This is a genomic window from Centipeda periodontii DSM 2778, assembly GCF_000213975.1.
GTDB lineage: Bacteria > Bacillota > Negativicutes > Selenomonadales > Selenomonadaceae > Centipeda > Centipeda periodontii.
Map to the genome: position 1 here is coordinate 1403742 of NZ_GL892076.1, position 22818 is coordinate 1426559.

Genomic DNA, 22818 nt, shown 5'->3' on the forward strand with positions numbered 1-22818 from the left:
CCGCAAGTGAAACAAAAGTCTTGCGTGTGACGTTCAAACATGTTATACTAACCCCTGTCGCGTGAGCGTCTATTCGTGCGCGCTCGCAAAGAATAACTCTGCCACACGTCAAGTGATGGCCACAGACCGAAGAGGAGGTGATTTCGTGAGATTGTACGAAGTCATATTTATTGTGAAGCCGATGGAGGAAGAAGCGACAAACGCCGTCATCGAGAAGTTCACAAAGCTCATTCAGGCAAACGGCGGTAAGATTGAGAAAGAGGACCGCTGGGGCAAGAAGCGCCTCGCCTATGAGATCAAGGACAACAGTGAAGGATACTACGTTCTGCTGTACGTCAATGCAGAGCCCGCCTGCGTCGCTGAGTGCGACCGCGTGATGAAGATCACGGACGAGCTTTTGAAGCACATGATCGTCCGCGCGGACGGCGTCGAGGAGTAATCGACTGACGGGAATCCATGCAGGAGAGAGAAATCCATGAACAGAGTCATATTGATCGGTCGCCTTGCACGCGACCCTGAGATTCGCTACACACAGAGCGGAAAGGCGTTCTGCCGCTTCACGATCGCGGTGGATCGGCGCTTTTCGCGGGCCGCGCAGCAGGAAGGGCAGCAGACGGCGGACTTCATTCCCGTCACCTGCTGGGAAAAACTTGCCGAGATCTGCGGAAACAATCTGACGAAGGGGCGCCGTGTCGGCGTCGAGGGGCGCATTCAGGTGCGCAGCTACGACGGCAATGACGGACAGCGCAAGTACGCGACGGACGTTGTGGCGGACAATGTGGAGTTTCTCGATTCGAAGAATGCCGGAGGCTCATCGGGCGGCTATAACGCGCCAATGGGCAGCAGTACCGCGCCCGCTGCGGGCGGCGGCGCTCCGGGCATGATGGGGCCCGTAATTCCTGACGACGACATTCCATTCTGAGCGCGAACGCTCAGCACATCCCGTAATAAGGAGGGACAGCGAAATGATGAAACGAGATCGAGGTCGCAAGCCTCGTCGTAAGGTCTGCTCGTTCTGCGTGGACAAGGTGGATCATATCGACTACAAGGATGCCGCAAAGCTGCGCCGCTTCACGACGGAGCGTGGCAAGATTCTGCCGCGCCGCATTTCCGGCAACTGCGCGAAGCATCAGCGTCAGGTGACGCTGGCGATCAAGCGCGCGCGCAACATTGCGCTTCTTCCGTTCACAGCGGAGTAAAGGGAGATCTGAGGAATCACTGATTTTTATCCGTGATTCCTTCAGCGTCGCACCTCATGGGTGCGGCGCTTTTTTTTAAGGGGGATATATGGATCCGAAGAAGAAAGCAAAACGCGTCGGGATTGTATTCATCGCGCTCTTTATCATCGCAGGGCTTGTGCTCATGTATACGGGCAACGATGCCGTTGTGCTTGCCGTGCGGCAGAAGGAAGGCATTCTGACGGCGGAGCAGGTGAAGATGTCGTTCGACTCCGTGAGCGGGCGTCTTGTGCGCGAGGCGCAGCGCGATGCGCTCCTCGTGCAGAAAAAAGAGCTGGAAGTGGCGCGGGAACGCCTCGTTCTTCGTGCGCCCGAAGATGGAAAAGTCCTGAAGCTGCTCGCGAAGGAGGGCGAGATGGTATCGCCGTCGCGTCCCGTCGTGCTCCTTGAGAGCAGCCGCAGCTACTATGATATCTATGTCAGCGAGGAGCAGGTGCAGAACCTCAAAGAGGGCGCACGCATTACGGGCAAAACCGTCGCGGGTGACCGCAGCGTGACGGGCACTGTGCGCCTTGTGACGAAGGCGGCGGGCTTTGCCGACCTCAAGATGACGCGCGAAAAGAGTCAGGCGGATCTCTCCTCGTTCCAGATCCGTATCTACATCGATCCGACCGAGGGCGTTATCCCGGGCATGACGATTGGGGTGAATGAGCGTGAATTCACTCAAAGCTGAAATACGTTACCTTTTCTCAGGCCAGGGAATGCCGTACGAGAAAGTTTCGATCATGGTCGCGATGGTGGTCTCCCTCCTGCTCTCCGTCATGCTCGCGGGTAACTACTCGAAGGATGCGCCCGTCGTCATCATCGACCTCGACAACTCCGTCTATACACGGGAACTGGCGACGAGGATCGACGCGTCTGAGTATATGGAGGTCACGGCGATTGTCAACACGCCCGCCGATCCCGAGAGCTTCCTCTACCGCGATCAGGCGGTTGCCGTTATCTTCTTTCCGCAGGGAATCGAGAAGGATCGCTTCACGGGCACGGAGAACCACATCGGTGTCTTCTACGACAATACGAATGTGGCACAGACCGCTGAGATCAAGGAAGCGCTGAACGAGCTTGCCGTGCTTGACAACGCCGCCGCGAATGGGGACACGGGCAGCACGAACGACGGCATTGACGGCGGCATACAGATTGCCGACCGAAACCTTTTCAGTCCGAATGCATCGACGAGCAACGCCATGGCGCTCGGTTTCCTCTTCTTCTTCGGTTCAATGTTCTATACCTTTGCGACCATCGGTATGATTCCACGTCTGCGCCTGACGGGGGAGCTTGATACGATTCTTCGCACGGGCACGCCGTGGGATCTCATCCTGCGGACACTGCCGTACGGGGCTCTTCTCATCGTTTCGTTCGCAGTCGGGCTTGCCGTACTGCGTATCTGGGGGGATCTGATCTTCTCCGGGCATCTCGTCAACTTCGTCTTTGTTCAGATCTTCTACGTCTTTGTCCTCGGCATGGTGACAACACTGACGGGATGGACGGCGGCGAACCCCGGTGTTGCAGCGAGCCGTATGATCCTCATCATCCCCGGCGGATTCATCTTCGGTGGGACGACGGGGCCGCTCGGACACTTCTCCGACTGGGTGGTCGCTGTCTCGCATATCTGGCCGCTGACGTGGGAGTTCCACTTTACGCGCGACATCATCACGCGCGGCGCGGACTTCATGGGGTACGCCGCGACATTTGGTGCGTTCCTCATCTACATCGCCATGATCGGTATCCTCTACACGCTGAAATTTTACAGCGCAAAGAAGGAGCTCATGGAACGTGAGGCGGAAGAGCACGCGCATAAAGGCGCGAAACTCGCTCTGGAGGAGGCTGTGTGATGGATACGACATCCTTGATTTCTGAAATTCAAAGCCGTCCGGCACAGACGATTGTCTGTGACCGCATCCTCGTTCCGATTGACGGGTCGCCGGCGTCCATGCACGCGGTCGAGTGGGCGATCGAGCTCGCGCGTGCGGCAGATGCCGAGCTGACGATCTTAATGGTGATCGACTATGACGCACACGTCTCCGCATTCGAGCAGGTCAGCATGAGCGGCTATCTGCCCGCAGAGCTGAAGATCTCGGCATATCGCTTCCTCGCGGAGCTGATGCACGAAATTCCGCGCAGTGTTCACGCACATACACGCGTGGAGGAGGGGGACCCCGGCGAGGTCACGGTCGCCGTTGCGGCAGAGGAGGAGAGTCATCTCATCGTCATGGGCTCACGCGGCTTCGGGACATTTGAGAGCATCGCGTTCGGCAGCGTCTCCACCCATGTCAGCCGACACGCGCACTGCCCCGTGCTGCTCGCGAAATAATGAATTCCTCACCTGCTCTTAAATACGCTCCAACGAAAAAGCGTTAGGGTAGTACCGAACATAAGACAAGAAGTAAAGGAGAGAACGCTCATGAAGAACAAGAAATATATCGCGGGTGTCATGGCTGCGGCTCTGGGGCTTGGCATTGCAGCGGCGTCTCCCGCTGCACAGGCGGCACCCGTTCATCAGCCGCTTGCGTATATTGACGGCGCGACGAACGAGTACAGCTTCCGCATGAAGGAAGAGGATCGCATTCACGATGAGAACGTGCGCAAGATCCGCTTCGAGTTTCAGCGCGACGGCGATCAGGCAAAGTACGACCGCGCAATGAAGGAGGAGCAGAAACGCCACGATCAGGCGGTGAAGAAGATCAAACGGGATTACCAAAATCGGACACCATGGCGTCACTAAGACAGAGGGGCTGTTGTACGAAACTTTCGTGCAGCAGCCCCTTTTATTCATAATAAGGGCGAGAAATGAGATGTTATCTATTTAATGTAAGACATTCGTCCTATTTTAATCAATCCAATGCTGTGCTAAAATAAAGGAACCATTGATTAAACAGGGGTTGGTGGCAGATTCTTAAAATGAATGTTTTATCAGTCTGTCCCTATCATGGATGGTGGCAATACGCAGGGAGGAATACTTATGTCAAGAGAATCGCAAGCGCGTCGGTTGGCTCTTTCCGTCGCAGTCGCTCTGTCCGCAGGAGGAGGCGCACTGTTCCCGGTTATGCCGCACGCATCCGCTGCCGATGTGACGGGGAACAATGTAACAGTGAACAGCCCGTCAGATCCGCTGTTGACGGCGCCCGGCATCTCGGGCGGCGAGATCAGCTCGTATACGGATGCGGGAAACGTGACGGGCAATATACTGACGCTGGACGGCGTCACGTATAACTTGGGCGGTCCTGTTCATGGCGGTGTTACCATCGGCACGGGCAACGCACAGGGCAACAAACTCTACCTCCAAAACGGTGCCGATGTCCTTGGAAGCACACTGGGCGGAACGGCGCAGAGCGGCGGCAATGCCACCGGCAACGAAATCCATATTACAGGGGCAACAACAAACGCCAGAGGACTCTATATCGCCGGTGGTATGACCTATGGACCAAGCGGGGATGTCGAAACGAACAAGGCGGTCATGAGCGACGGGACAGCCGCCCGACTCTACGGCGGTCTTGTTGCCGGCGCCAATTCGACGGGCAACGCCACGGGCAATATAGTAGAGCTTTCGGGCGGTACCGTGAACAACAATGTGGCGGGCGGTACAATCATGGGTCCGAGCGCAAATTCGCAGGGGACGGGCAATGTTGCATCCAATACGGTGACCATCACAAATGGTACTGTGAATGGTAAGACGTATGGCGGTACGACACAGGGCACTGGCTCCGTGACGAGCAATACGGTTACGGTCAGCGGAACGAGCACCATTCTGCATGATGTCCTTGGCGGACGCTCGCAGACAGGCGATGCTTCGACCAATATCCTGAACTTCCAAGGTGCGACGGCGGACAATCTGATTGGCGGTCGCGTTGCGGGCACGAATGCGGCGGGCAATGCTGCGACGAATACCGTCACCGTTACGAGCGGCACAATCAATAATGACGTACGCGGCGGCGAGATCGTTGCACCCTCGGCGACCGGAAACGTCTCCGGGAACATCGTCAACATCAATGGCGGTACCATTGGCGGGACAGTCACTGCCGGCCACAATATGGGCACGGGCAAGGCTGATGGGAACGAGATCCACATTACAAACGGCTCGATCACGGGCGTTGTCACGGGCGGTCATGGTACCCATGCGGGCGAGGTGTCGGGCAACAAGGTCAACGTCACGAACGGTACGCTCTCGGATAATATCATCGGTGGGTTTGCCGAAGATACGGGGACGGCATCGGCGAACAAGGTCACCATCACGGGCGGTACGCTTGGCGGCAATACGATTGACGGCGGCTTCAGCGTCAATGGAGCGGCGTCCGGCAATACGGCGACCGTCGGCGGCATCTCCTTTGCCGGTGTGGTTACGGGCGGACGCGGCGGTGCGGGCGCAGATACGAACAAGGTATTCCTCAAGAACAGCGCCGGTATCACAGGGAATGCGTACGGCGGTCGTGTTCTGAGCAACGGCAATGTCACGGGCAACGAACTGACCATTGAGGCGAGCGGTGCGACGGTGTCCGGTGTTGCTGTCGGCGGACAGAACGACGTTGCGGCTGGCGACGTTACGGACAACAAGGCATATATGAACGCCGGATCGGCGGCTCGGCTCATCGGCGGTGTGGTCAATGGCGTCAGCGCAACGGGCAAGGCATCGGGCAACCGTGCCGAGGTGTCGGGCGGCTCAAGTGCCTTTATTGCAGGCGCTTTGATCAGTGATACCGGAGCGACGGGCGAGGCTTCGGACAACCACGCCGTTGTCAGCGGCGCGAATGCCCCACTTGGCAGCATCTATGGCGGCATCACGAACGGTTCGGGTGCGGCGAAGGACAATACAGCAACGATCAGCGGTTCCATCACCGCCAATGATGTTGTCGGCGGGCAGTCCGTGACGGGCAATGCCGAGGGGAATAAAGCCAGCTTTACACAGGCGACGGTGACCAATGTGCGCGGCGCACGCATCACAGGAAGCGGCACGGGCAGTGCCATCAATAACGAGGCAACGATTGCGGGCGGCTGGGTGACGGGCGCTGCGGCAGGTGCCGAGATTCAGGGTGCTGCGACCGGCGCCGTGCAGGACAATACACTGACGGTCACGGGCGGCACGGTCAGCGGCGACAGCTACGGCGGCGTCACGAGCGGTACGGGTGATGCCGTCGGCAACGGGGTCGTTGTGAGCGGCGGCAGTACGAGCCTGAACGATGTATACGGCGGGTCTTCTGCCGGAGGAAACGCCAAAAAGAACTATGTGACCTATAGTGAGGCGACTGCCGTGAATCTTACGGGCGGTCGTGCTCAGAGCGGCGCGGGTGCTGTCTCGGACAATAAGGTCGAGATGACGGGCGGTTCGGTTACGAATGACGTTACCGGAGGTCTGAGCTATGGGTCCGGCACGGTGGAAAAGAATGAGGTCAAGATCTCTGGCGGTATGGTCGGCGGGACTATCCTTGGCGGACAAAATATCGGCACGGGCGCGGCATCGTCGAATATTGTAGAGCTGACAGGCGGCACGATCAATGCGGCTGTTTACGGCGGCTGGGCGAACAGCGGAGTTGCTGACAGCAACAAAGTTACGGTCAAGAAGGATGTTACGGGCAATATCTTTGGCGGAAATGCAAGCGGCAGTGCCTCTGGGAACACGGTTGACCTCGTCGGCACTGTGACAGTTTCGGGATCTGTTGTTGGCGGTCAGGGAAGCACGGCAAACAACAATACGGTCAACCTCGGCGCCGCGAGTGTTTCGAGCGCTGTTACGGGCGGCTCAGGCTCTGCGACGGGCAACAATACGGTCAATATGGATGGCTCCACGGTCGGCGGTGTCATTACCGTCGGCTCTGGGGGCGGTACGGGCAATACGCTGACGGTGAAGGGCACGAACAGTGCCGGCAATATCACGGGCTTCCAAAAGGTCAGCTTCGACCTTTCCACAGCGTCCACGACCAATCCGATGCTGAACATTACGAACGGTTGGGGAACCTCATTTAACTGGGGCGCACTCGAAGTGTCGAACGCGGAGCAGCCCAACCGGCTCGTTCTGATGCAGAATACGGCGTGGATCTCGCTCGGCGGCTATACGGGCGCAAAGAGCGTAAGCAATTCCGATGATACGACGGAGTTCAACATCGACACGGAGAACCATACGAGTTCGAGTCAGCGCATCGTCTCCGAGAGCTATAAGTATCGTCTGCAGGACACTCCTGTGACACCGTCGTTCGATCCGAGCAGTGTCTACGGCGGTATTTCGAAGGTCGCCAACTCGACGCGCGAGAACGACATCACCGTAGCGAGCGGCAGCCATACGAATGCCTACGGCGGGTATACGGACGTTCCTCTGACCGGCACGGGTACGACGAAGTCGGACAGGGACAACAGCTATAACAACAAGATTACCCTCTCCGGCGGCAGCGTTACGAATACCATCTATGGCGGCTATACGTGGGCACCGACGGGTACGACGACGAACAACACGGTCAACATCACGGGCGGCGCTGCGGCGAACGTCGTCGGCGCGTACTCTGCGGGCAGTGCAACGGCGAACAAGGTGAACGTTACGGGCGGCAGCGTGACGAATGTCACGGGCTCGATCTCCACGGGCGGCGCAGCCTCGGACAATGAGATCACGCTTGGCACGGGGGCTGTCGTTACGGGATATGTCATGGGTGGCTTGGGTGCAACCGCAACGAACAACAACAAGGTCACGCTGGAAGGCAATACCACGGTCACGGGCATCCTCAGCGGCGCTAATATGGTCGGTACGGGCAACACGCTGACGGTCAAGGGAAACAACACTGCGGGCAATATCACAATGTTCCAGAAGGTGAAGTTTGACCTCGACAGCGCATCGACTCCTGCCAATGCAATGCTTGCCCTCACGGGCGGTTCCACCGCTATCGACTGGACAGCGCTTGAGGCAATCGGCACGGCGACGGGAGCACGCACGCTTCTGTCGAACACGAGCGGCTTCGGTATCTCCGGATACACGACCGACGGAACCTTTGTATCCGAGACGGACGAGCACGAATATTTCATCGATACCGACACGCATACGGCTACCGGCGCAACGAAGATCAACCTGGACGACTATCAGTTCAAGAACGCCAATGTCACCACTCTGGCAGATCCGAATGATACGTGGGCAGGGCGCTCCAAGCGCGGCAACACGACGCAGGACAATACGCTGACCATAACGGGCGGCACGGGAACGAACGCCTACGGCGGCTGGACGTCGACCGGTTCCACCACGACACCGCATGCGGATAGATTTGACAGCAAGAACAACACGGTGAACCTGAACGGCGGCTCGATCACGAATGTCTACGGCGGCTACACCACCTCGGCGGGCGGCAAGGCGACGGGCAATACCGTCAATGTCGCGGGCGGCACGGCAACGAATGTTGTGGGTGGTGAGTCCATCGGCGATGCGACGAAGAACACGGTCAACGTGAGAAGCGGCAACGTGACGAATGTCACGGGCGGCGTGTCCACGGGCGCAGCCTCGGATAACACGATCAACCTCGGTTCCGTATACATTGCGGGCAATGTCCTCGGCGGTCAGGGTACCGTAACGAACGACAATAAGGTCAACGTGGAAGGAACGACCGTAGCCGGCAGCATTACGGCGGGATCTACGAGCGGCACGGGGAATAAGCTGACAGTCAAGAGTGCGAACACGGCGGGCAGCATCGCAGGGTTCAACAAGGTGATCTTTGACACGGACAGCGCAACGACGAATCCAATGCTCACACTGAACGGCGGTACATCTTTCCTTGATTGGCAGACGCTTGAGGCGACCGGCACATCTGCAGGTCCCATTACGTTGATGCACAACGGTGCGGGGCTCTCGTTCGGCGGCACCTATAACGGCGCACACAGCCGAAGCGATTCGGATGATACGACGGAGTTCAACATTGATACGGTAAGCCATACGGCTTCGGACAACGATGTCATCGCCGAGAGCTACAAGTATCGCGGGCAGACAAATCCCGTGGTGTCACCAGCGTTCGCTCCGGGGAATGTCTACGGCGGCATCTCGAAGGTGGGCAATGCGACCCGTGAAAATGAGATCACCGTGTCGAGTGGTGGCTATACGGATGCGTTCGGCGGCTATACGGAAGTTCCCTCGTTTGGTTCCGGCAAGGCACGGTCGTCGGAGAAGGAAAACAGCCACGACAACAAGATCACGATTGCCGGCGCAAACGTCTCCGGCACGGTCTACGGCGGCTATACAACATCGACGACGGGATCGGCGACCAAGAACAAGGTCGAAGTCACGAGCGGTACGGTCAACAATATCGTTGGCGGCTACTCTGCGGGCGGCGCAGCCTCGAACAACGAGATTACGCTCAAGGGTGGCGTGACCGTGGGCAGTGTTCTCGGCGGTCAGGGTGCGACCACAACGGATAACAAGGTCAATCTGGAAGGTGCGACTGTTATCGGTGCCGTTACGGGCGGCTCTGCGGGGGGCACGGGTCATGAACTGACGGTCAGGAATACAAACGCGGCGGGCAGCCTCGTGGGCTTTGGCAAGCTGAAATTCGATGTCGGCACTGCGGCGACGAATCCGATGCTCACGCTCACGGGCGGTGCATCCGCATTTGACTGGCAGACGCTTGAGGCAATCGGCACGACCGCAGGTCCCGTCACACTGATGGAGAACAGTGCAGGTATTTCCTTTGGCGGCACCTATGACGGCGCGCACAGCGGAATTGACTCTGCCGATACAACGGAGTTCAATATCGACACCGAGAACCGTACGGCTTCGGACAATAAGGTCATTGCACAGAGCTATCAGTATCGCGGACAGACGAACGCCGTGACCTCGATCGGCACGGATGTGTACGGCGGTATCTCGCGGGTTGCCAACGCGACGCGGGAGAACAATATCACCGTGTCGAGCGGAAGCTACACGAATGCCTACGGCGGCTATACGGACTCTGTTCCGCCGCTGCCCGGCTCGGATGCGAAGGCAAACTCGGCAGAGAAGAACAACAGCCACGATAATACGATCACGATTGCCGGCGCAAACGTCTCCGGCACCGTCTACGGCGGCTACACGAACGCGGCGGCGGGCACGGCGACAAAGAACACGGTCAATGTGACGAGCGGCACGGTCGCCAACGTGGTCGGCGGTTCCTCTGCGGCGGGCGCTGCCTCTGACAACACGATTAATCTCGGTGCCGTGACCGTCACGGGCAATGTCACTGGCGGTGAGGGTACTGCCACGAATGACAACAAGGTCAATGTGGAAGGCACAACCGTAAACGGCGTGATCTCCGGCGGCAGCAATGCCACCTCGGGCAATACGCTGACGGTGAAGGGCACAAACAGCGCCGGCAATATCACGGCGTTCCAGCACGTGAACTTCGATGCCTCCACGGCGAATGCGGGAACTTCGATGCTCACGTTCACGGGCGGCGCAAATGCGCTCGACTGGCAGACGCTGGATGCGACCGGCACATCGACGACCCCGATCACGCTGATGGAGAACGGCGCAGGTATTTCCTTCGGCGGCACCTATGACGGTGCGCGCAGCAAGATCAATGGGGACGATACGACCGAGTACAATATCGACACGGAGAATCGTACCGCATCGGATACGAAGGTCATTGCGCAGAGCTATCAGTACAGAGGCGTGACGGCTCCTGTGACACCGTCGGGTTCGACGGATGTCTACGGCGGCATCTCGAAGGTGGGCAACGCGACGCGCGAGAACAATATCACCGTGTCGAGCGGCAGCTACACGAATGCCTACGGCGGCTACACGGATGTTCCCCTGTCCGGCACGGATGCAAAAGCTCTGTCGGCAGAGAAGAATGACAGCCATGACAACAGTGTCACGATTGATGGCGCTACGGTGGGTACTGTCTACGGCGGCTATGCAACATCGCCGACGGGCAAGGCGACCAAGAACACGGTCAACATCACAAGCGGCACGGTTGCCAATGCGGTCGGCGGTTATTCCACCGGCGATGCAAAGGAGAACACCGTCAACGTCAAGTCCAATGTCTCGGGCGACGTGACGGGTTCTGTGTCCACGAGCGGCGCGGCTTCGGCGAACGTCGTAAGCCTTGACAATATCACGGTCGGGGGCAATGTCACGGGCGGCAGCGGCGCGACGACGGAGGACAACTTCATCCATCTGAACCGTACGATCGTTACGGGCAGCATCACGGGCGGCACGGCTGCGTCCGGTACGGGCAACACGCTCGTCGTGCATCCCGGCGTATCGAAGGCGCAGAGCCTCGCGGGCATCCAGAACATCAATTTCTTCCTCGATCAGACACATGACAAGACGGCTCCGATTCTCGAACTCACCACGACGGGGACGCAGAATCTGCAGGGCGTAGGCATCGGCGTCGGCGTTATCGACGGCGCGCATCCCGCATTCCGCGTGAGCGAGCAGTTCAGCCTGATCAAGGCGCCCGGCGGCACGATCCAGACCGATCCCACGATTCAGAATACGTCGTCGGCAATGCAGGGCGTATCGCTCCGCTATGAGTTCGATGTCGCACAGACGGCGACGAACGAGGTCTCTGCCGTTGTCAAGAAGGCAGAGCTGATCGAGCAGACGAAGTCCTTTGTCGAGACGCGCGTCGGAGCAACGGCGTTCATCAATCAGGGCGTGGACTTCCTCGTTGCCAACAATATTAAGGCGGCAAAAGACGCCGCTTCTGCCGGAAAGGCGGATGAGGCGACTGCACCCAAGGGCTATCAGCTCTGGGCAGGCATCGGCGGCAGCCATATGCACTCTGAGACCGGTTCCTATGTCGATACGAACGGCTTGAATGTCGGTGTCGGCTGGGCGCGTGAGGAGTCGCTGAAGAATGGAAATGTGGTCTATGGTCCCTTCCTCTCCTACGGCAATGCTAGCTACGACTCCTACCTCAACGACAACACACACGGCAGCGGCAAGTTCCGTACATACGGTCTTGGTCTCATGGTGCGTGTTGACAGGAAGGATGGCATGTGGTATGAGGGCTCGCTGCAGGGCGGTCGCGTGAAGAGTGACTACGACGGCAGCATCTATGCCGGCATCAATTCCTCGTACGATGTCTCAAACACCTACTGGGCAGGTCATTTTGCTGCTGGCAAGGACATTCAGCTCAAGGAGAATGCGAAGATCACGCCGTACCTGCGTTATTTCTGGTCGCATCAGGGCGATGTGACGGCGCATCTGAATACAGGTGAGGACTACGACTTCTCCGAGGTCAACTCGCACAGAACGCGCCTCGGCTTCCGCTACACGAAGCAGAGCAATGCAGGCGGTGAGTTCTACACGGGTCTTGCATTGGAGTACGAGTTCAGCGGTAATGCGCATGCGTCCTACCAGGGCTATGAGACGCCCAGCCCGAGCCTCAAGGGGGCGAGCGGAATGCTCGAACTTGGCTATCGGTTTATGCCCGCAGACGGCAACATGCGCTATGACCTGCGCCTGATGGGATGGCAGGGCAAGCGCCGTGGTCTCAGCGGCGACTTGGGCGTCAAGTGGATGTTCTAAAATTTAATAGGTAGATTTCTATCGACTCTGCACGGGATTTCCTGTGCAGAGTCTTTTTTTGCAATAAAATAGGGGCTGCACTCCGAGTGCCCCTATCATAGATATGTGGCTAGGAGGCGTTCAATCTCCGCCGTCAGTTCCGCAATGCTGTGACGGCGGCTGCGCGCACAGTTCTGTGCCTGCTCCGTACAGAGGAGGCAGCGGCGCGGGACGGAGCGCGAGAGCTTTGTGCCGTCCGCACTTAGAACGTCCATATCGAAAAGCCGTCCCAGTGGATGCTCCTCCTCAATGCGCGTGGCAATCTCCTTGATTGCCTCCGCATCGCCGTCGATGGCAAGCAGTCCCTCATCGCCCGTTGGCGCATGGATTTCTGTCCGCGCCGTGGGGGACAGCCCTGCCGCTCCCAGTGCGTCCTCCAATGCAAGGAGTCCCGCATCAAACGCGCGCCGCAGATCGGGCGATGTCTTGACGGGACCCGGGATGTTGAGCGTGAAGGAGAGGAGGGGGACGGCGTATTTTTCGAGCCATGCAGCTTGACGTGCCGCGCGCTCCTCGCGTGCGGCGAGCATGGCGGCGAGTTCGACAGGAATACCGCTGAACATAATGCCTCCTTTAGTAGTGGACGACATCTGTCGTCTCTGCAATCTTTTGGCGAATGGCAGCGCTCTCCTCACTTTGGAGGAAGGCGAGCGTTGCGGGCGGCACGAGGGAGGGAAGGGCATCCATGTCGCCGCACTTTATTGCGCGCCGCACGGTGGAGGCGCTGATCGGCATGCCCGCGTGCTCCTTGCGCGGGATGATCCTGCACGCAATGCCTGCGCGCGGAAGTTCCTTCAACATCGTTTCGTTGTAGAGGCGTGTGACGCGGCTCGCCTCCTCCGCACCGACGTAGCGCCGCGTGATGGAGAGTGCCTGTGCGATGCGCGAGAACACGGCGATATCGAGCTGTGCGTGACTCAGGATAACGGTGTCCTCGTCCTTTTGGAAATAGCTGGGAAAGGTTGCCTGACTGATGATGTAGGGGCCCGTCCGATGATAGACAATGTTTTTGAGATGCGCCGTTCCCTCGCGTATGAGGCGTTCCCGCACAGAAAAGGGAAAGAGGCTCACATCCTCGCTCACGATAAAGAGATGCAGCCATTCGTTTTCCGCAGCAGCCTGCTCTACGAGATAGAGGTGTCCGAGGGTAAACGGATTCGCATTCATCACAACTGCCGCCGTGTTTTTTGCGTTCGCGGGACTTTCGCGCTGCAATGCGCTCAGATAGTCGGAAAATCCCCAGCGGCGATTTTCGAGAAAGACGATCGTGTCCGAGACACGGGCAATCTCATGGAAGCCGAGGTCGCGGAAGAAGCGGACGGAGCTGCCCTTCGTATAGAGGAAGACAGCGGCGTTCCCACGCTCCTGCTGCACTGTCATGAGATGGGAGAGGACTTCGTTCAGCAGCCCCTCGCCCTGATGCGCATGGTCGACGGCGAAGCAGCGCAGTGTGTTCCCACAGCAGCTGCCTGTCGCGATGGGGTTGTAAGCCTCGTCAAGGATGGCGCAGGTGTAGTCGAGGTTTGCGTCCATGCGCAAGTCTTCCTTTTCGAGTAAGGCACGCACGCGTTCCATGCCCATGCGGTCGGATGGATAAATGGTCGTGATCATAGGCTCTCCTTTGTTTCGGCAAGCAGGTCGATAAAGGCGCGAATCTGCGGCAGGGCGGCGGTCTGTTCCGTGTAGAGGAGATAGGTGGAGCGCACGAGCGGACGCCCGTCTGCAAAGCACATGGGACGGATGCAGCCATCGAAGTGCGCAAGACAGATCTCGGGCACGATGCCCCAACCGAGTCCCTGCCGCACCATCTCGATGCAGGTAGCGGTGCTGTTCGCAAAGACTTGATTCTTTGCCGTGGGGATCTTGTGCTCTCTGCGCCAGAGCGCCGTGTCGCGCTCCATCTCCGTGTCCGACTTGCGGATGACCTGCGGCAGTTCGTCCAGCGGCAGATGTTCGTGGGCGCGGCAGGTAATGACGCAGATCGGCTCGCGACCCAAGAGCATGCGCGGCCCGTCCCAGTCGGAGTATTCGCCGCGCACAATGACAAGCTCCATCTGTCCCGCGATGAACATGGAGTAGATCTTCTGGCTGACCTCGATGATCGTCTGTGTATGTACGAGCGGGTAATATTCCTGATAGCGTCGGAGGATGGGCGGCAGACGGTACATCGCGTAGTTGATCGACACGCCGACACGCAGCGTGCCGGAGATAATGCCCTGCGTATCGTTGAGTTCCTGATTCATCGTGCGAAGTTCACGCGCGATCGCACTGACGTGGCGCAGCACGATCTCACCCGCCGGCGTGAACTGGATGCCGAGCCGTGAGCGCAGGACAAGGATGATGCCAAGCTCCTTTTCGAGCTGGCGGATGCGCTTTGACACCGAGGACTGTGTCGTATAGAGTTCCTCGGCTGTGCGCGTGATATTGCTTGTACGGTGCAGCGTCATGAGCAGCTGGATATCCTGCGTATCCATCGGCTTCCACCCCTTTCAAAGAATATGATTCGTTTATTATACCATGACTATCATCGCTTTTACGATTGAAAAACGCAAGACTGACATTCCTTTTTGGAATGGCATGTGTGGAAAAATGAGTGCATTTACAGAGAATCCCTCTTCCTGTTATTATGGTACCATAATTGAAAGTTAGGAGGAAGCGTTATGCAGATCGAAAAAATGGCGATGGCGGGGACGTTGGAGTCCAGCGATGCGCAAGTCACGGTCGAGCCGGGCACGGGCGGCATCGAGCTTCATCTGGAGAGCAGCGTCATGAACCAGTACGGTCGCGCCATTCAAAAGACTGTGCTCGAAACGCTGGAACGCCTCGGCGTTTCGTCCGCGCGTGTGCAGGTGGTGGACAAGGGCGCACTGGACTGCACGATCCGTGCGCGTGTGGAGTGTGCGGTATTCCGCAGTGCGGGTGTATCGGACAAGAATGTTCCGTGGGGAGGTGTGATTCAATGATTCCAAGACCCAGACCGGAGCGGTTCCGTCTGCGCCGCACGATGATGTTCATGAATGCGCAGCGGCCGGGACTCATCAAGGACGCGTATATCTACGGCGTCGACAGCATCATGCTCGATCTTGAGGATGCCGTGGCGGAGAACCAGAAGGATGCGGCACGGTTCTCGCTCTATCATGCGCTGAAGAGCATCGACTACGGTGATACCGAGGTCATTGTACGCATCAACGGGCTTGATACGCCGCATTGGCAGGAGGATGTGCGCGTCTGCGTTGCGGGCGGTGCGGACGGCGTACGCATCGCCAAATGCGAGAGTGCGGACGATGTTCGGCTGATCGAGGAGCACGTGCTCGCAGCGGAGAAGGAGTTCGGTGTCGAGGAGGGGCGGACGCTGCTCATGGCGGCACTCGAAAGCCCGAAGGGGATTCTGAATGCGCGCGAGATCTGTCAGGCATCGGAGCGTATGCTCGGCGTGGCGATCTCGGGCGGTGACTTCCGCAAGAGTATGCATGTCCGCCCCGAGCGCAGCGGCATCGAGATCAATACGGCGCGCAGCCTCATGCTGCTCGCGGCGCGTGAGGCGGGCATTCAGTGCTTTGACACGGTGTTCACCGCGCTCGACGACGAGGAGGGCTTTCGCTCGGAGGTGGAACTCGATCACGCGATGGGCTTTGACGGCAAGAGCCTCATCAACCCGCGCCAGATTGCATATGTGCACAAGACCTTTGCCCCGACGGAGAAGGAGATCGCAACGGCGGAACTCTATGTGCGCAGCTACGAGGAGCAGTCGAAGCTGGGCGTCGGTGTCTACACGGTGAACGGCAAGATGGTCGACATTGCCTTCATTGAGGACGCAAGGCGCATACTCGCCCTTGCGAAGGCGTGCGGCGTCTACCACGGGGATTTGTAAAAGGGGGTGCAGTGATATGAAAAACGCAGTGGGCAGAGAGATTCCCGACGAACTTCTCACGGGGGGCAAGGAGGTCTATCAGGGCAAATTCTATATGGACGGCAAGTCCTATAAAAAGGCGGGAGCGACCGTACGACGCGCAGAGAAGCCACAGGCGTCGAAGGTGGTCGGCTCGATCCGTGAGGCGTGCGAGAAATGCGGCGCGCATGACGGCATGACGGTATCCTTCCATCATGCCTTTCGCAACGGCGACTATGTGACGAGCATGGTCATGAAGGTGCTCGTCGAGGAGATGGGGCTGAAGGATCTGACGGTTGCGACGACCTCCCTCGGCAGTGCACAGGATCTCCTTGCGGACTACATCGAGGAGGGCAAGATCATCGGCGTCCAGTCCTCGGGGGTGCGCGGACGGATCGGCGAGGTCATCTCGGCGGGCAAGCTCAAAACGCCCGCGATCATCCGCAGTCACGGCGGGCGGCCGCGTGCCATCGAGACGGGGGAACTCTCCATCGACATCACGTTTATCGCGGCATCGGCGGCGGACGACTACGGCAATGCGAACGGTACGGGCGGCAAGAACAACTGCGGTACGCTCGGCTATGCCGTCGCGGACGCTCGCTATGCCAACAATGTCGTCGTGGTGACGGACACGCTCGTCCCGTTCCCGAATATGCCCGCCGCCATTCCGTCCATCGACGTGGACTATGTTGTCGTTGTGGATGAGATCGGCGATCCGAAGAAGATCGGCACGAAGGAGGCGCGTGTCACCGAGGATCCGCGCAACCTCATGATGGCGGAGAACTGTGCGAAGATCATGGCGGCGACGCCGTACTTTAAGGACGGCTTCTCGTTTCAGACGGGCGTCGGCGGTCCGTCGCTCGCGGTCAACCGCTACCTTGAGGACTATATGCGCGAGCGGGGGATTGTGATGGGATTCGCGCTCGGCGGTATGGGCGGCAATATCTGCGACCTCATGGACAAGGGACTTGTGCGCAAGCTGCTCGATACGCAGGACTTTGATACGAAGGCGATTGCGCATCTCGCAGCGCATCCCGACAAGCATCTTGAGATCTCCACGAGTGAATATGCGAATCCCGCGAACAAGGGCGCATACGTCAACAAGCTCGACTTCGTCGTGCTTGCGGCGCTGGAGATTGACACGGATTTCAACGTCAACGTGCTGACCGGCTCGGACGGGGTGCTGCGCGGTGCGCCGGGCGGGCATCCGGACACGGCGGCGGGGAGCAAGTGCTGCATCATTGTCACGCCACTCGTGCGCGGGCGCATGGCAACGGTCTGCAAGAAGGTCGTCACCGTGACGACGCCGGGGGACTGTGTGGATGTGCTCGTGACGGACTACGGCATCGCCGTCAATCCCGCGCGCAGGGATCTGATCGAGTGTCTCGACGCGGCGGGGATTGCCCATACGACGATCGAGGCGCTCCAAGAGAAGGCGTACAGCCTTGTCGGTGAGCCGGACGAACTCGAATGGGAGGATCAGGTGATCGCCGTCCTGGAGGCGCGTGACGGTACGATTCTCGATGTCGTACGCAAGATCAAACCGCTCGTGCTTTGAATACGGTATTGGATGGGAAAATGAGGGGCGTGGATCACATTGCCGCGCTTGCCGTGGAGGCTCTGCTTGTCGAGGTGGCGGCAACGCCGAAGCCGGGGCTTGTCGATCGTGCGAACAATGGGGCGCACGACGATATGGACTTCTTCACCTTTCAGGCATCGGCGGCGGCGCTTGCGCCGTATTTTGCGGAATTCGCGCGTGCGGGTGCGGGGCATGAGCACCTCGATACCCTACTCGCGCAGCTGCGTCCGATCGGATGTCGTGCAGAAGCCGCCATGTATGCACGCACGGGGGGCGTGAATACGCACAAGGGCGCGGTGTTCAGCTTTGGCGTTTTGCTCGGTGCGGCTGGGTGGCTCATGGCGCATGGCGGGCGTCTGACCGCCGATGCCGTTCTGGATGCGGCGAGAACGATCTGCACGGGACTTTGCCGCGCGGACTATGGAGCGCTCGCAAAGGATGCCGTGCCCGCAACGAAAGGGCAGGCGGCGTATCTCGCGTACGGTCTGACGGGCGTGCGCGGCGAGGCGGAGGCAGGATTCCCGCTCGTACGGGCGTATGCCCTGCCGCTCTACCGCGCGCGCAGGGCGGCGCATACACCGTTGAACGATGCTCTCGTTGACGTGCTCCTCGTGCTTATGGCACACAATATGGACACGAATATCCTCGGTCGTCACGATCTTGCGATGCTTCATCGCGTGCAGGGCGATGCCGCCCGAATCCTCACGCTGGGGGGCATGGGGACGGCGGCGGGACGCGCAGCAGTCGAGGCCTTTGACGCGCAGTTGATCGCCGCATGGGTCAGCCCCGGCGGCTCGGCGGACCTCGTTGCGGTTACACACTTTCTATACGAAATGGAACAGTCCGATATGCTCAGATCAATGTGAAATCACTTTGGGAATGGAGGTTTTTCATGTTACTCGCTGTTACTGGTTTTGTGATGATCTTTTTGATCATCTTTCTGCTTTTGCAGTCCAAGGCGCATCCGACGCCGATCTTCGTCATTGTCCCGATTCTCTGCGCTGTGGTCTGCGGCTTTGACTTCACGCAGATTGCGGAGTTCATGAAAACGGGTGTGGCGACGACCATGCCGGTCGCCGTGCTCTTTATCTTCTCCATCGTCTACTTTTCGATCATGTCGGAGGTCGGGCTCTTCGACCCACTCGTCGACTTCCTCGTGAAACACGCAGGCTCCAACGTCATCCTCGTTACGGTGGCGACCGCGTGTATTGCGACGATCGCTCACCTCGACGGCGCGCTTGCCGCGACACTCCTTGTGACAATTCCCGCGATGCTGCCGATTTACAAGAAACTGCATATCCGTCCTGTCGTGCTCTGTGTTATCATCGGCGCGGCAATGAGTATCATGAACCTCCTGCCGTGGGGCGGTCCCGTTGCGCGCGTCGGCGTTATCCTGAACACGGATGTCAATGCGCTCTGGCACACACTCATCCCACTACAGATTGTCGGAATCATCATGGTGCTTGTCTTTGCCGCATTTATGGGCGTGTTGGAAAAGCGGCGCGGTGCGGGCATACATCCGACAGGCAAGGCGGCGGAGCTGGATGAGGATGCGTCCTCGGCACATCAGATCTCCGATGAGGAAGCCGCCGCACTCAAGCGCCCGAAGCTCTTCTGGTTCAATCTTCTCCTCACGGTCGGCGTGATCGCACTTCTCTGCTTCACGAAGATTCAGCTGTACGCCGCATTCATGATTGGTCTTTCATTTGCACTCATCGTGAATTTTCCCGATCCGAAGATGCAGGGCAAGCGCATCAAGGCGCATGCGGGTGAGGCGCTCGGCGTGCCGATGATCCTGCTTGCCTCCGGTGTCTTCCTCGGTGTTCTCACGGGCACAAAGATGATGGACGCGATGGCAGAGACGCTCGTCATGCTTATCCCGACCGTGCTTGGTCCGTATTTCCACATCATCATGGGCATCTTTGCCGTACCGATCGGTATGATGCTCGGTACGAGTCCGTACTTCTTCGGGCTTATGCCGCTTGCCATCGGTGTCGGTGAGCAGTATGGCATTACCCCGGAGAATATGTCGAATGCGATGCTCGTCGGCAAGAATTTTGCCGTTCTCGTCACGCCGCACGCGGCGACGACATTCCTCTGCTGCGGACTTGCGGGTGTCTCCATCAAGGAGCTTCTGCGCTTCTGCGCGCCGTGGCTCTGGGGACTTTCGATCATCTCCCTGTTCTTTGCCATTGTCTTGGGGATTGTGACCATATAATCCATTTCAAAAAGAAAGACAGACAGCGTAATCTCTGCGCCGTCTGTCTTTCTTATTTTTGCAGATCGACCGTATCGAGCACCGCTCCGCTCGTTGTTTCACAGCGAATATGGAGGTGCTGTGCATCCGCCTCCAGATAGAGGTAGTTGGACGGTGTGGGATCGGGACCGGCGATGATGTCGTATGTCTCTGCGGGGACGTTGAAGTACTCGTTCCCCGCAGGTCCCGCGAGGAGGTAGAGAGTTCCATTCTTGTCCGTCTGACGTGCGCGCATTTGGCGGCGGCGGTAGGCGTGAACGTGTCCTGAGACGACGAGATCGATGCCGAGATGATCGAATGTGTCCAAAAAAACCTGTCCCACGTCGCTGATGCCGTGATTTGTATTCTGCTCGACCTGATAGTCACCGTAGGCGAGAATATCCTTGTGCATGAGGACGAGCTTCCACGGTGCTGTGCTTGCCGCAGCATCCTTTCTTAGCCAGTCCATCTGCTCTGCCCTCAGTGCCGCGCCGCGTTCCTCCGCCTCAAGGAACTGGGTATCGAGGACCATGCAGTGCACCGCGCCGAGGTCAAAGGAGTAGTAGTGTCCGCGAAAATCACGGCTGCCGTTGTCGGGCAGGGCAAAGGTGCGGAGATAGCGGACGGGCGGCACGGCAGTCCACTGCAATCCGTAGTATTCGTGATTGCCGAGGACGGGGATGTGGGGATGGCGGGCGAGCGGTGCACCTGCCGCCTCCATCGCCTCGAAGAATGAGCGCCAGTGCCATGCGGACTCCCCGTTGTCCGTGAGGTCGCCGACGATGGCGACAGCGTCAGCGTCCGGATGACGCTGCCATGCCGTCTGATAGGTCGTGCGCCACACATCGTAGCTCTCGCCGCACTGACTGTCCGAGAAGAGCAGGGCACGTACCGGATTACCCACACCGAGTAGTGGGATCCATTCCGTCGCACTTCCCGCATGCGTGACGCGGTAGGCACTGTCCTCAGCGAAAGAAATCTCTGCATGATAGATAAACTGTACCTCGTCGTCCATCGAAAGATAGGTGTAGGCGGGGATCAGGCTCTCCACTTGCTTGTGGGGGCTGCGCAGCTCAACGCGCACATTTTGGAGCAGCTGCGGGCTGTCCCACTGAATCATGCGCGTGCGTGCGGGATTCGCCGTCACGATCTGGCGCAGATGATGGATGCCGTCAGCAGCGGCGTGGGCAGAGCGGGACGAAAAGAGACCGCCGAAGCTCATCGTGAAGATGGTCTTGGCGGCAGCCTGCAAAAACGAGCGTCGCGTCATTCTTTTTTCTCCATTTCGTGCTCCGCAGCTTCGGCATGCATCAGGCGCTTTTCGTAGTGGATGGCAGCGTAGATCAGAATGCCGGCGGCGATGATGACAATGATGAGGCGCGTGTTGTTCTCCTGCTGCATGATGATGTCATGCCCGATGATTGCCTCGATGCCCGTCGAGGGGAATTTGCCGACGAGCGAGGCGAGCACATAGTCGCGGAAGCGAATCGAGGAGAGGGCACCGACGGCGTTCATGATGGCAGAGGGGAGATAGGGCACCATACGTCCGATCAGCATGATGAAGAAGCCCTTGCTGCCGCTGTATTGATCAACCTTTGCGAGGAAGGGGCTCTTCGCGATTGCCTTTTCCGCCGCTTCGCGGAAGTAGAAGCGCATGAGGACGAAGGCGATTGTCACGCCGACCGTCTCTGCCACGCAGGAGAGAATGATGCCGGGGATGATGCCGAAGAGAATGACGTTCGCCGTCGAGAAGATGACGGCGGGCGGGAAGCCAAGCGCGTTCGTAAAGAGGGTAAGGAGAAACGCAAAGACGACTGCCCACTCCCCGAATGAGCGAATGTATTCAACTGTTGCGGGAATGTCGCCGCTGGCAAGCAGTGTGAACAGCTCGGGCAGAAATCCCGGTGCGATGAGGTGAATGATGACGAAGAGCAGGACAATCGCGAGAGCCGCGCCGATCTTGAGGACGCCCATCCCCATTTGCTGCTTCATGTAAATGCCTCCTAGGTGCTGAGAACCATGGCAAGTGCGCCGATGACCAGCGCGATGCTGAAACCCTGCATGGCATTTGCAATACTCTTTCCATACGTGCGGGAGAAGCGCTGCACAATTTTTCGGAGTTCAAAGATCAGGAAGGAGAGGCAGAAGAACACGAGCGAGAGATCGCCTTCCGTCCAACCGTAAGCAAAGATCACGGAGGAGAGGACAATGCCGGTCTGTTCGCCGCGTGAGAAGATCCGCTCGGGCTCCTTACTGTGTTCACGCGCGTCAAGTTCTGCACGTGTCAATGGTATCCCCATCTCGTCGATTTTTTCTTGGTCGCGGTCAAACCAGCGGTAATGAAATCCCATCGTTCTTCACCTCCATAAT

General features: G+C 58.6%; 19 protein-coding genes. 13 read left to right on the plus strand and 6 right to left on the minus strand.

The features are described from left to right. Nucleotides 1–145 precede the first annotated feature (145 nt). From rpsF to HMPREF9081_RS06275, 8 genes are all read left to right on the plus strand, one after another. A complete protein-coding gene (gene rpsF, locus HMPREF9081_RS06240) occupies nucleotides 146–439 on the plus strand; it encodes a 30S ribosomal protein S6 (protein WP_040394679.1) in 294 nt (97 codons plus the stop codon). A 36-nt stretch (nucleotides 440–475) separates the two neighbouring features. Then, the gene (locus HMPREF9081_RS06245; RefSeq protein ID WP_006306224.1) at nucleotides 476–922 is read left to right on the plus strand and encodes a single-stranded DNA-binding protein; all 447 of its coding nucleotides are present in this window, start codon (nucleotides 476–478) and stop codon (nucleotides 920–922) included. 43 nt (nucleotides 923–965) lie between these two features. Continuing rightward, nucleotides 966–1199 carry a 30S ribosomal protein S18 gene (rpsR, locus tag HMPREF9081_RS06250; RefSeq protein ID WP_006306231.1) on the plus strand — a complete coding sequence of 78 codons (234 nt, stop codon included), beginning with the start codon at nucleotides 966–968 and terminating at the stop codon, nucleotides 1197–1199. 88 nt (nucleotides 1200–1287) lie between these two features. Then, nucleotides 1288–1911, plus strand: coding sequence for an HlyD family secretion protein (locus tag HMPREF9081_RS06255; protein ID WP_006306233.1), 624 nt, complete (start codon nucleotides 1288–1290; stop codon nucleotides 1909–1911). 28 nt (nucleotides 1912–1939) lie between these two features. Continuing rightward, complete coding sequence (locus tag HMPREF9081_RS06260; protein WP_006306234.1) at nucleotides 1940–3070, plus strand: ABC transporter permease; 1131 nt, start codon at nucleotides 1940–1942, stop codon at nucleotides 3068–3070. Beyond that, nucleotides 3070–3549, plus strand: a complete 480-nt coding sequence (locus tag HMPREF9081_RS06265) for a universal stress protein (RefSeq protein ID WP_006306243.1) — start codon at nucleotides 3070–3072, stop codon at nucleotides 3547–3549. The genes HMPREF9081_RS06260 and HMPREF9081_RS06265 overlap by 1 nt, the downstream gene beginning before the upstream one ends. Nucleotides 3550–3639: 90 nt before the next feature. After that, nucleotides 3640–3960, plus strand: a complete 321-nt coding sequence (locus HMPREF9081_RS06270; RefSeq protein WP_006306244.1) for a hypothetical protein — start codon at nucleotides 3640–3642, stop codon at nucleotides 3958–3960. A gap of 237 nt (nucleotides 3961–4197) precedes the next feature. Beyond that, complete coding sequence (locus HMPREF9081_RS06275) at nucleotides 4198–12705, plus strand: autotransporter outer membrane beta-barrel domain-containing protein (protein ID WP_154647292.1); 8508 nt, start codon at nucleotides 4198–4200, stop codon at nucleotides 12703–12705. 95 nt (nucleotides 12706–12800) lie between these two features. Here HMPREF9081_RS06275 and citX read toward each other — a convergent pair whose 3' ends face one another. The 3 genes from citX to HMPREF9081_RS06290 are packed head-to-tail and all read right to left on the minus strand — an operon-like array spanning nucleotide 12801 to nucleotide 15218. Beyond that, nucleotides 12801–13307 carry a citrate lyase holo-[acyl-carrier protein] synthase gene (citX, locus tag HMPREF9081_RS06280; protein WP_006306246.1) on the minus strand — a complete coding sequence of 169 codons (507 nt, stop codon included), beginning with the start codon at nucleotides 13305–13307 and terminating at the stop codon, nucleotides 12801–12803. Nucleotides 13308–13317: 10 nt separating this feature from the next. Then, a complete protein-coding gene (gene citC / locus HMPREF9081_RS06285; protein WP_006306247.1) occupies nucleotides 13318–14355 on the minus strand; it encodes a [citrate (pro-3S)-lyase] ligase in 1038 nt (345 codons plus the stop codon). Further along, complete coding sequence (locus HMPREF9081_RS06290; protein ID WP_006306248.1) at nucleotides 14352–15218, minus strand: LysR family transcriptional regulator; 867 nt, start codon at nucleotides 15216–15218, stop codon at nucleotides 14352–14354. The genes citC and HMPREF9081_RS06290 overlap by 4 nt, the downstream gene beginning before the upstream one ends. Before the next feature lie 186 nt (nucleotides 15219–15404). Between HMPREF9081_RS06290 and citD the strand changes: the two genes are divergently transcribed. Genes citD through HMPREF9081_RS06315 form a run of 5 tightly spaced genes read left to right on the plus strand, consistent with a single transcriptional unit; the run spans nucleotide 15405 to nucleotide 20430 of the window. Further along, nucleotides 15405–15707: a citrate lyase acyl carrier protein gene (citD, locus tag HMPREF9081_RS06295; protein ID WP_006306250.1), complete on the plus strand. Its 303-nt coding sequence runs from the start codon at nucleotides 15405–15407 to the stop codon at nucleotides 15705–15707. Further along, nucleotides 15704–16615 (plus strand): aldolase/citrate lyase family protein, encoded by a 912-nt coding sequence (locus HMPREF9081_RS06300; RefSeq protein WP_006306251.1) that lies wholly within the window; start codon nucleotides 15704–15706, stop codon nucleotides 16613–16615. The genes citD and HMPREF9081_RS06300 overlap by 4 nt, the downstream gene beginning before the upstream one ends. A 16-nt stretch (nucleotides 16616–16631) precedes the next feature. Next, on the plus strand, nucleotides 16632–18191 hold the full coding sequence (gene citF / locus HMPREF9081_RS06305; protein ID WP_006306252.1) for a citrate lyase subunit alpha: 1560 nt from the start codon (nucleotides 16632–16634) through the stop codon (nucleotides 18189–18191). A gap of 20 nt (nucleotides 18192–18211) precedes the next feature. Then, on the plus strand, nucleotides 18212–19078 hold the full coding sequence (citG, locus tag HMPREF9081_RS06310; RefSeq protein WP_006306253.1) for a triphosphoribosyl-dephospho-CoA synthase CitG: 867 nt from the start codon (nucleotides 18212–18214) through the stop codon (nucleotides 19076–19078). A gap of 26 nt (nucleotides 19079–19104) precedes the next feature. Continuing rightward, nucleotides 19105–20430: a CitMHS family transporter gene (locus HMPREF9081_RS06315; protein WP_006306254.1), complete on the plus strand. Its 1326-nt coding sequence runs from the start codon at nucleotides 19105–19107 to the stop codon at nucleotides 20428–20430. 52 nt (nucleotides 20431–20482) lie between these two features. Here HMPREF9081_RS06315 and HMPREF9081_RS06320 read toward each other — a convergent pair whose 3' ends face one another. Genes HMPREF9081_RS06320 through HMPREF9081_RS06330 form a run of 3 tightly spaced genes read right to left on the minus strand, consistent with a single transcriptional unit; the run spans nucleotide 20483 to nucleotide 22799 of the window. Continuing rightward, complete coding sequence (locus HMPREF9081_RS06320) at nucleotides 20483–21718, minus strand: metallophosphoesterase family protein (protein ID WP_006306255.1); 1236 nt, start codon at nucleotides 21716–21718, stop codon at nucleotides 20483–20485. Then, nucleotides 21715–22440, minus strand: coding sequence for a TVP38/TMEM64 family protein (locus HMPREF9081_RS06325; protein ID WP_006306256.1), 726 nt, complete (start codon nucleotides 22438–22440; stop codon nucleotides 21715–21717). The genes HMPREF9081_RS06320 and HMPREF9081_RS06325 overlap by 4 nt, the downstream gene beginning before the upstream one ends. Nucleotides 22441–22451: 11 nt before the next feature. After that, nucleotides 22452–22799, minus strand: coding sequence for a hypothetical protein (locus HMPREF9081_RS06330; protein WP_006306257.1), 348 nt, complete (start codon nucleotides 22797–22799; stop codon nucleotides 22452–22454). Nucleotides 22800–22818: the final 19 nt, after the last annotated feature.

Bases quoted from the DNA above. Each gene is read 5' to 3' on its own strand.
- HMPREF9081_RS06270 (WP_006306244.1), top strand. From the start codon at position 3,640: ATGAAGAACAAGAAATATATCGCGGGTGTCATGGCTGCGGCTCTGGGG.
- rpsR (WP_006306231.1), top strand. From the start codon at position 966: ATGATGAAACGAGATCGAGGTCGCAAGCCTCGTCGTAAGGTCTGCTCG.
- HMPREF9081_RS06255 (WP_006306233.1), top strand. From the start codon at position 1,288: ATGGATCCGAAGAAGAAAGCAAAACGCGTCGGGATTGTATTCATCGCG.
- HMPREF9081_RS06300 (WP_006306251.1), top strand. From the start codon at position 15,704: ATGATTCCAAGACCCAGACCGGAGCGGTTCCGTCTGCGCCGCACGATG.
- HMPREF9081_RS06290 (WP_006306248.1), bottom strand. From the start codon at position 15,218: ATGGATACGCAGGATATCCAGCTGCTCATGACGCTGCACCGTACAAGC.
- HMPREF9081_RS06320 (WP_006306255.1), bottom strand. From the start codon at position 21,718: ATGACGCGACGCTCGTTTTTGCAGGCTGCCGCCAAGACCATCTTCACG.
- HMPREF9081_RS06260 (WP_006306234.1), top strand. From the start codon at position 1,940: ATGCCGTACGAGAAAGTTTCGATCATGGTCGCGATGGTGGTCTCCCTC.
- citF (WP_006306252.1), top strand. From the start codon at position 16,632: ATGAAAAACGCAGTGGGCAGAGAGATTCCCGACGAACTTCTCACGGGG.
- HMPREF9081_RS06265 (WP_006306243.1), top strand. From the start codon at position 3,070: ATGGATACGACATCCTTGATTTCTGAAATTCAAAGCCGTCCGGCACAG.
- citG (WP_006306253.1), top strand. From the start codon at position 18,212: ATGAGGGGCGTGGATCACATTGCCGCGCTTGCCGTGGAGGCTCTGCTT.
- HMPREF9081_RS06315 (WP_006306254.1), top strand. From the start codon at position 19,105: ATGTTACTCGCTGTTACTGGTTTTGTGATGATCTTTTTGATCATCTTT.
- HMPREF9081_RS06245 (WP_006306224.1), top strand. From the start codon at position 476: ATGAACAGAGTCATATTGATCGGTCGCCTTGCACGCGACCCTGAGATT.
- citC (WP_006306247.1), bottom strand. From the start codon at position 14,355: ATGATCACGACCATTTATCCATCCGACCGCATGGGCATGGAACGCGTG.
- HMPREF9081_RS06275 (WP_154647292.1), top strand. From the start codon at position 4,198: ATGTCAAGAGAATCGCAAGCGCGTCGGTTGGCTCTTTCCGTCGCAGTC.
- HMPREF9081_RS06330 (WP_006306257.1), bottom strand. From the start codon at position 22,799: ATGGGATTTCATTACCGCTGGTTTGACCGCGACCAAGAAAAAATCGAC.
- citD (WP_006306250.1), top strand. From the start codon at position 15,405: ATGCAGATCGAAAAAATGGCGATGGCGGGGACGTTGGAGTCCAGCGAT.
- HMPREF9081_RS06325 (WP_006306256.1), bottom strand. From the start codon at position 22,440: ATGAAGCAGCAAATGGGGATGGGCGTCCTCAAGATCGGCGCGGCTCTC.
- citX (WP_006306246.1), bottom strand. From the start codon at position 13,307: ATGTTCAGCGGTATTCCTGTCGAACTCGCCGCCATGCTCGCCGCACGC.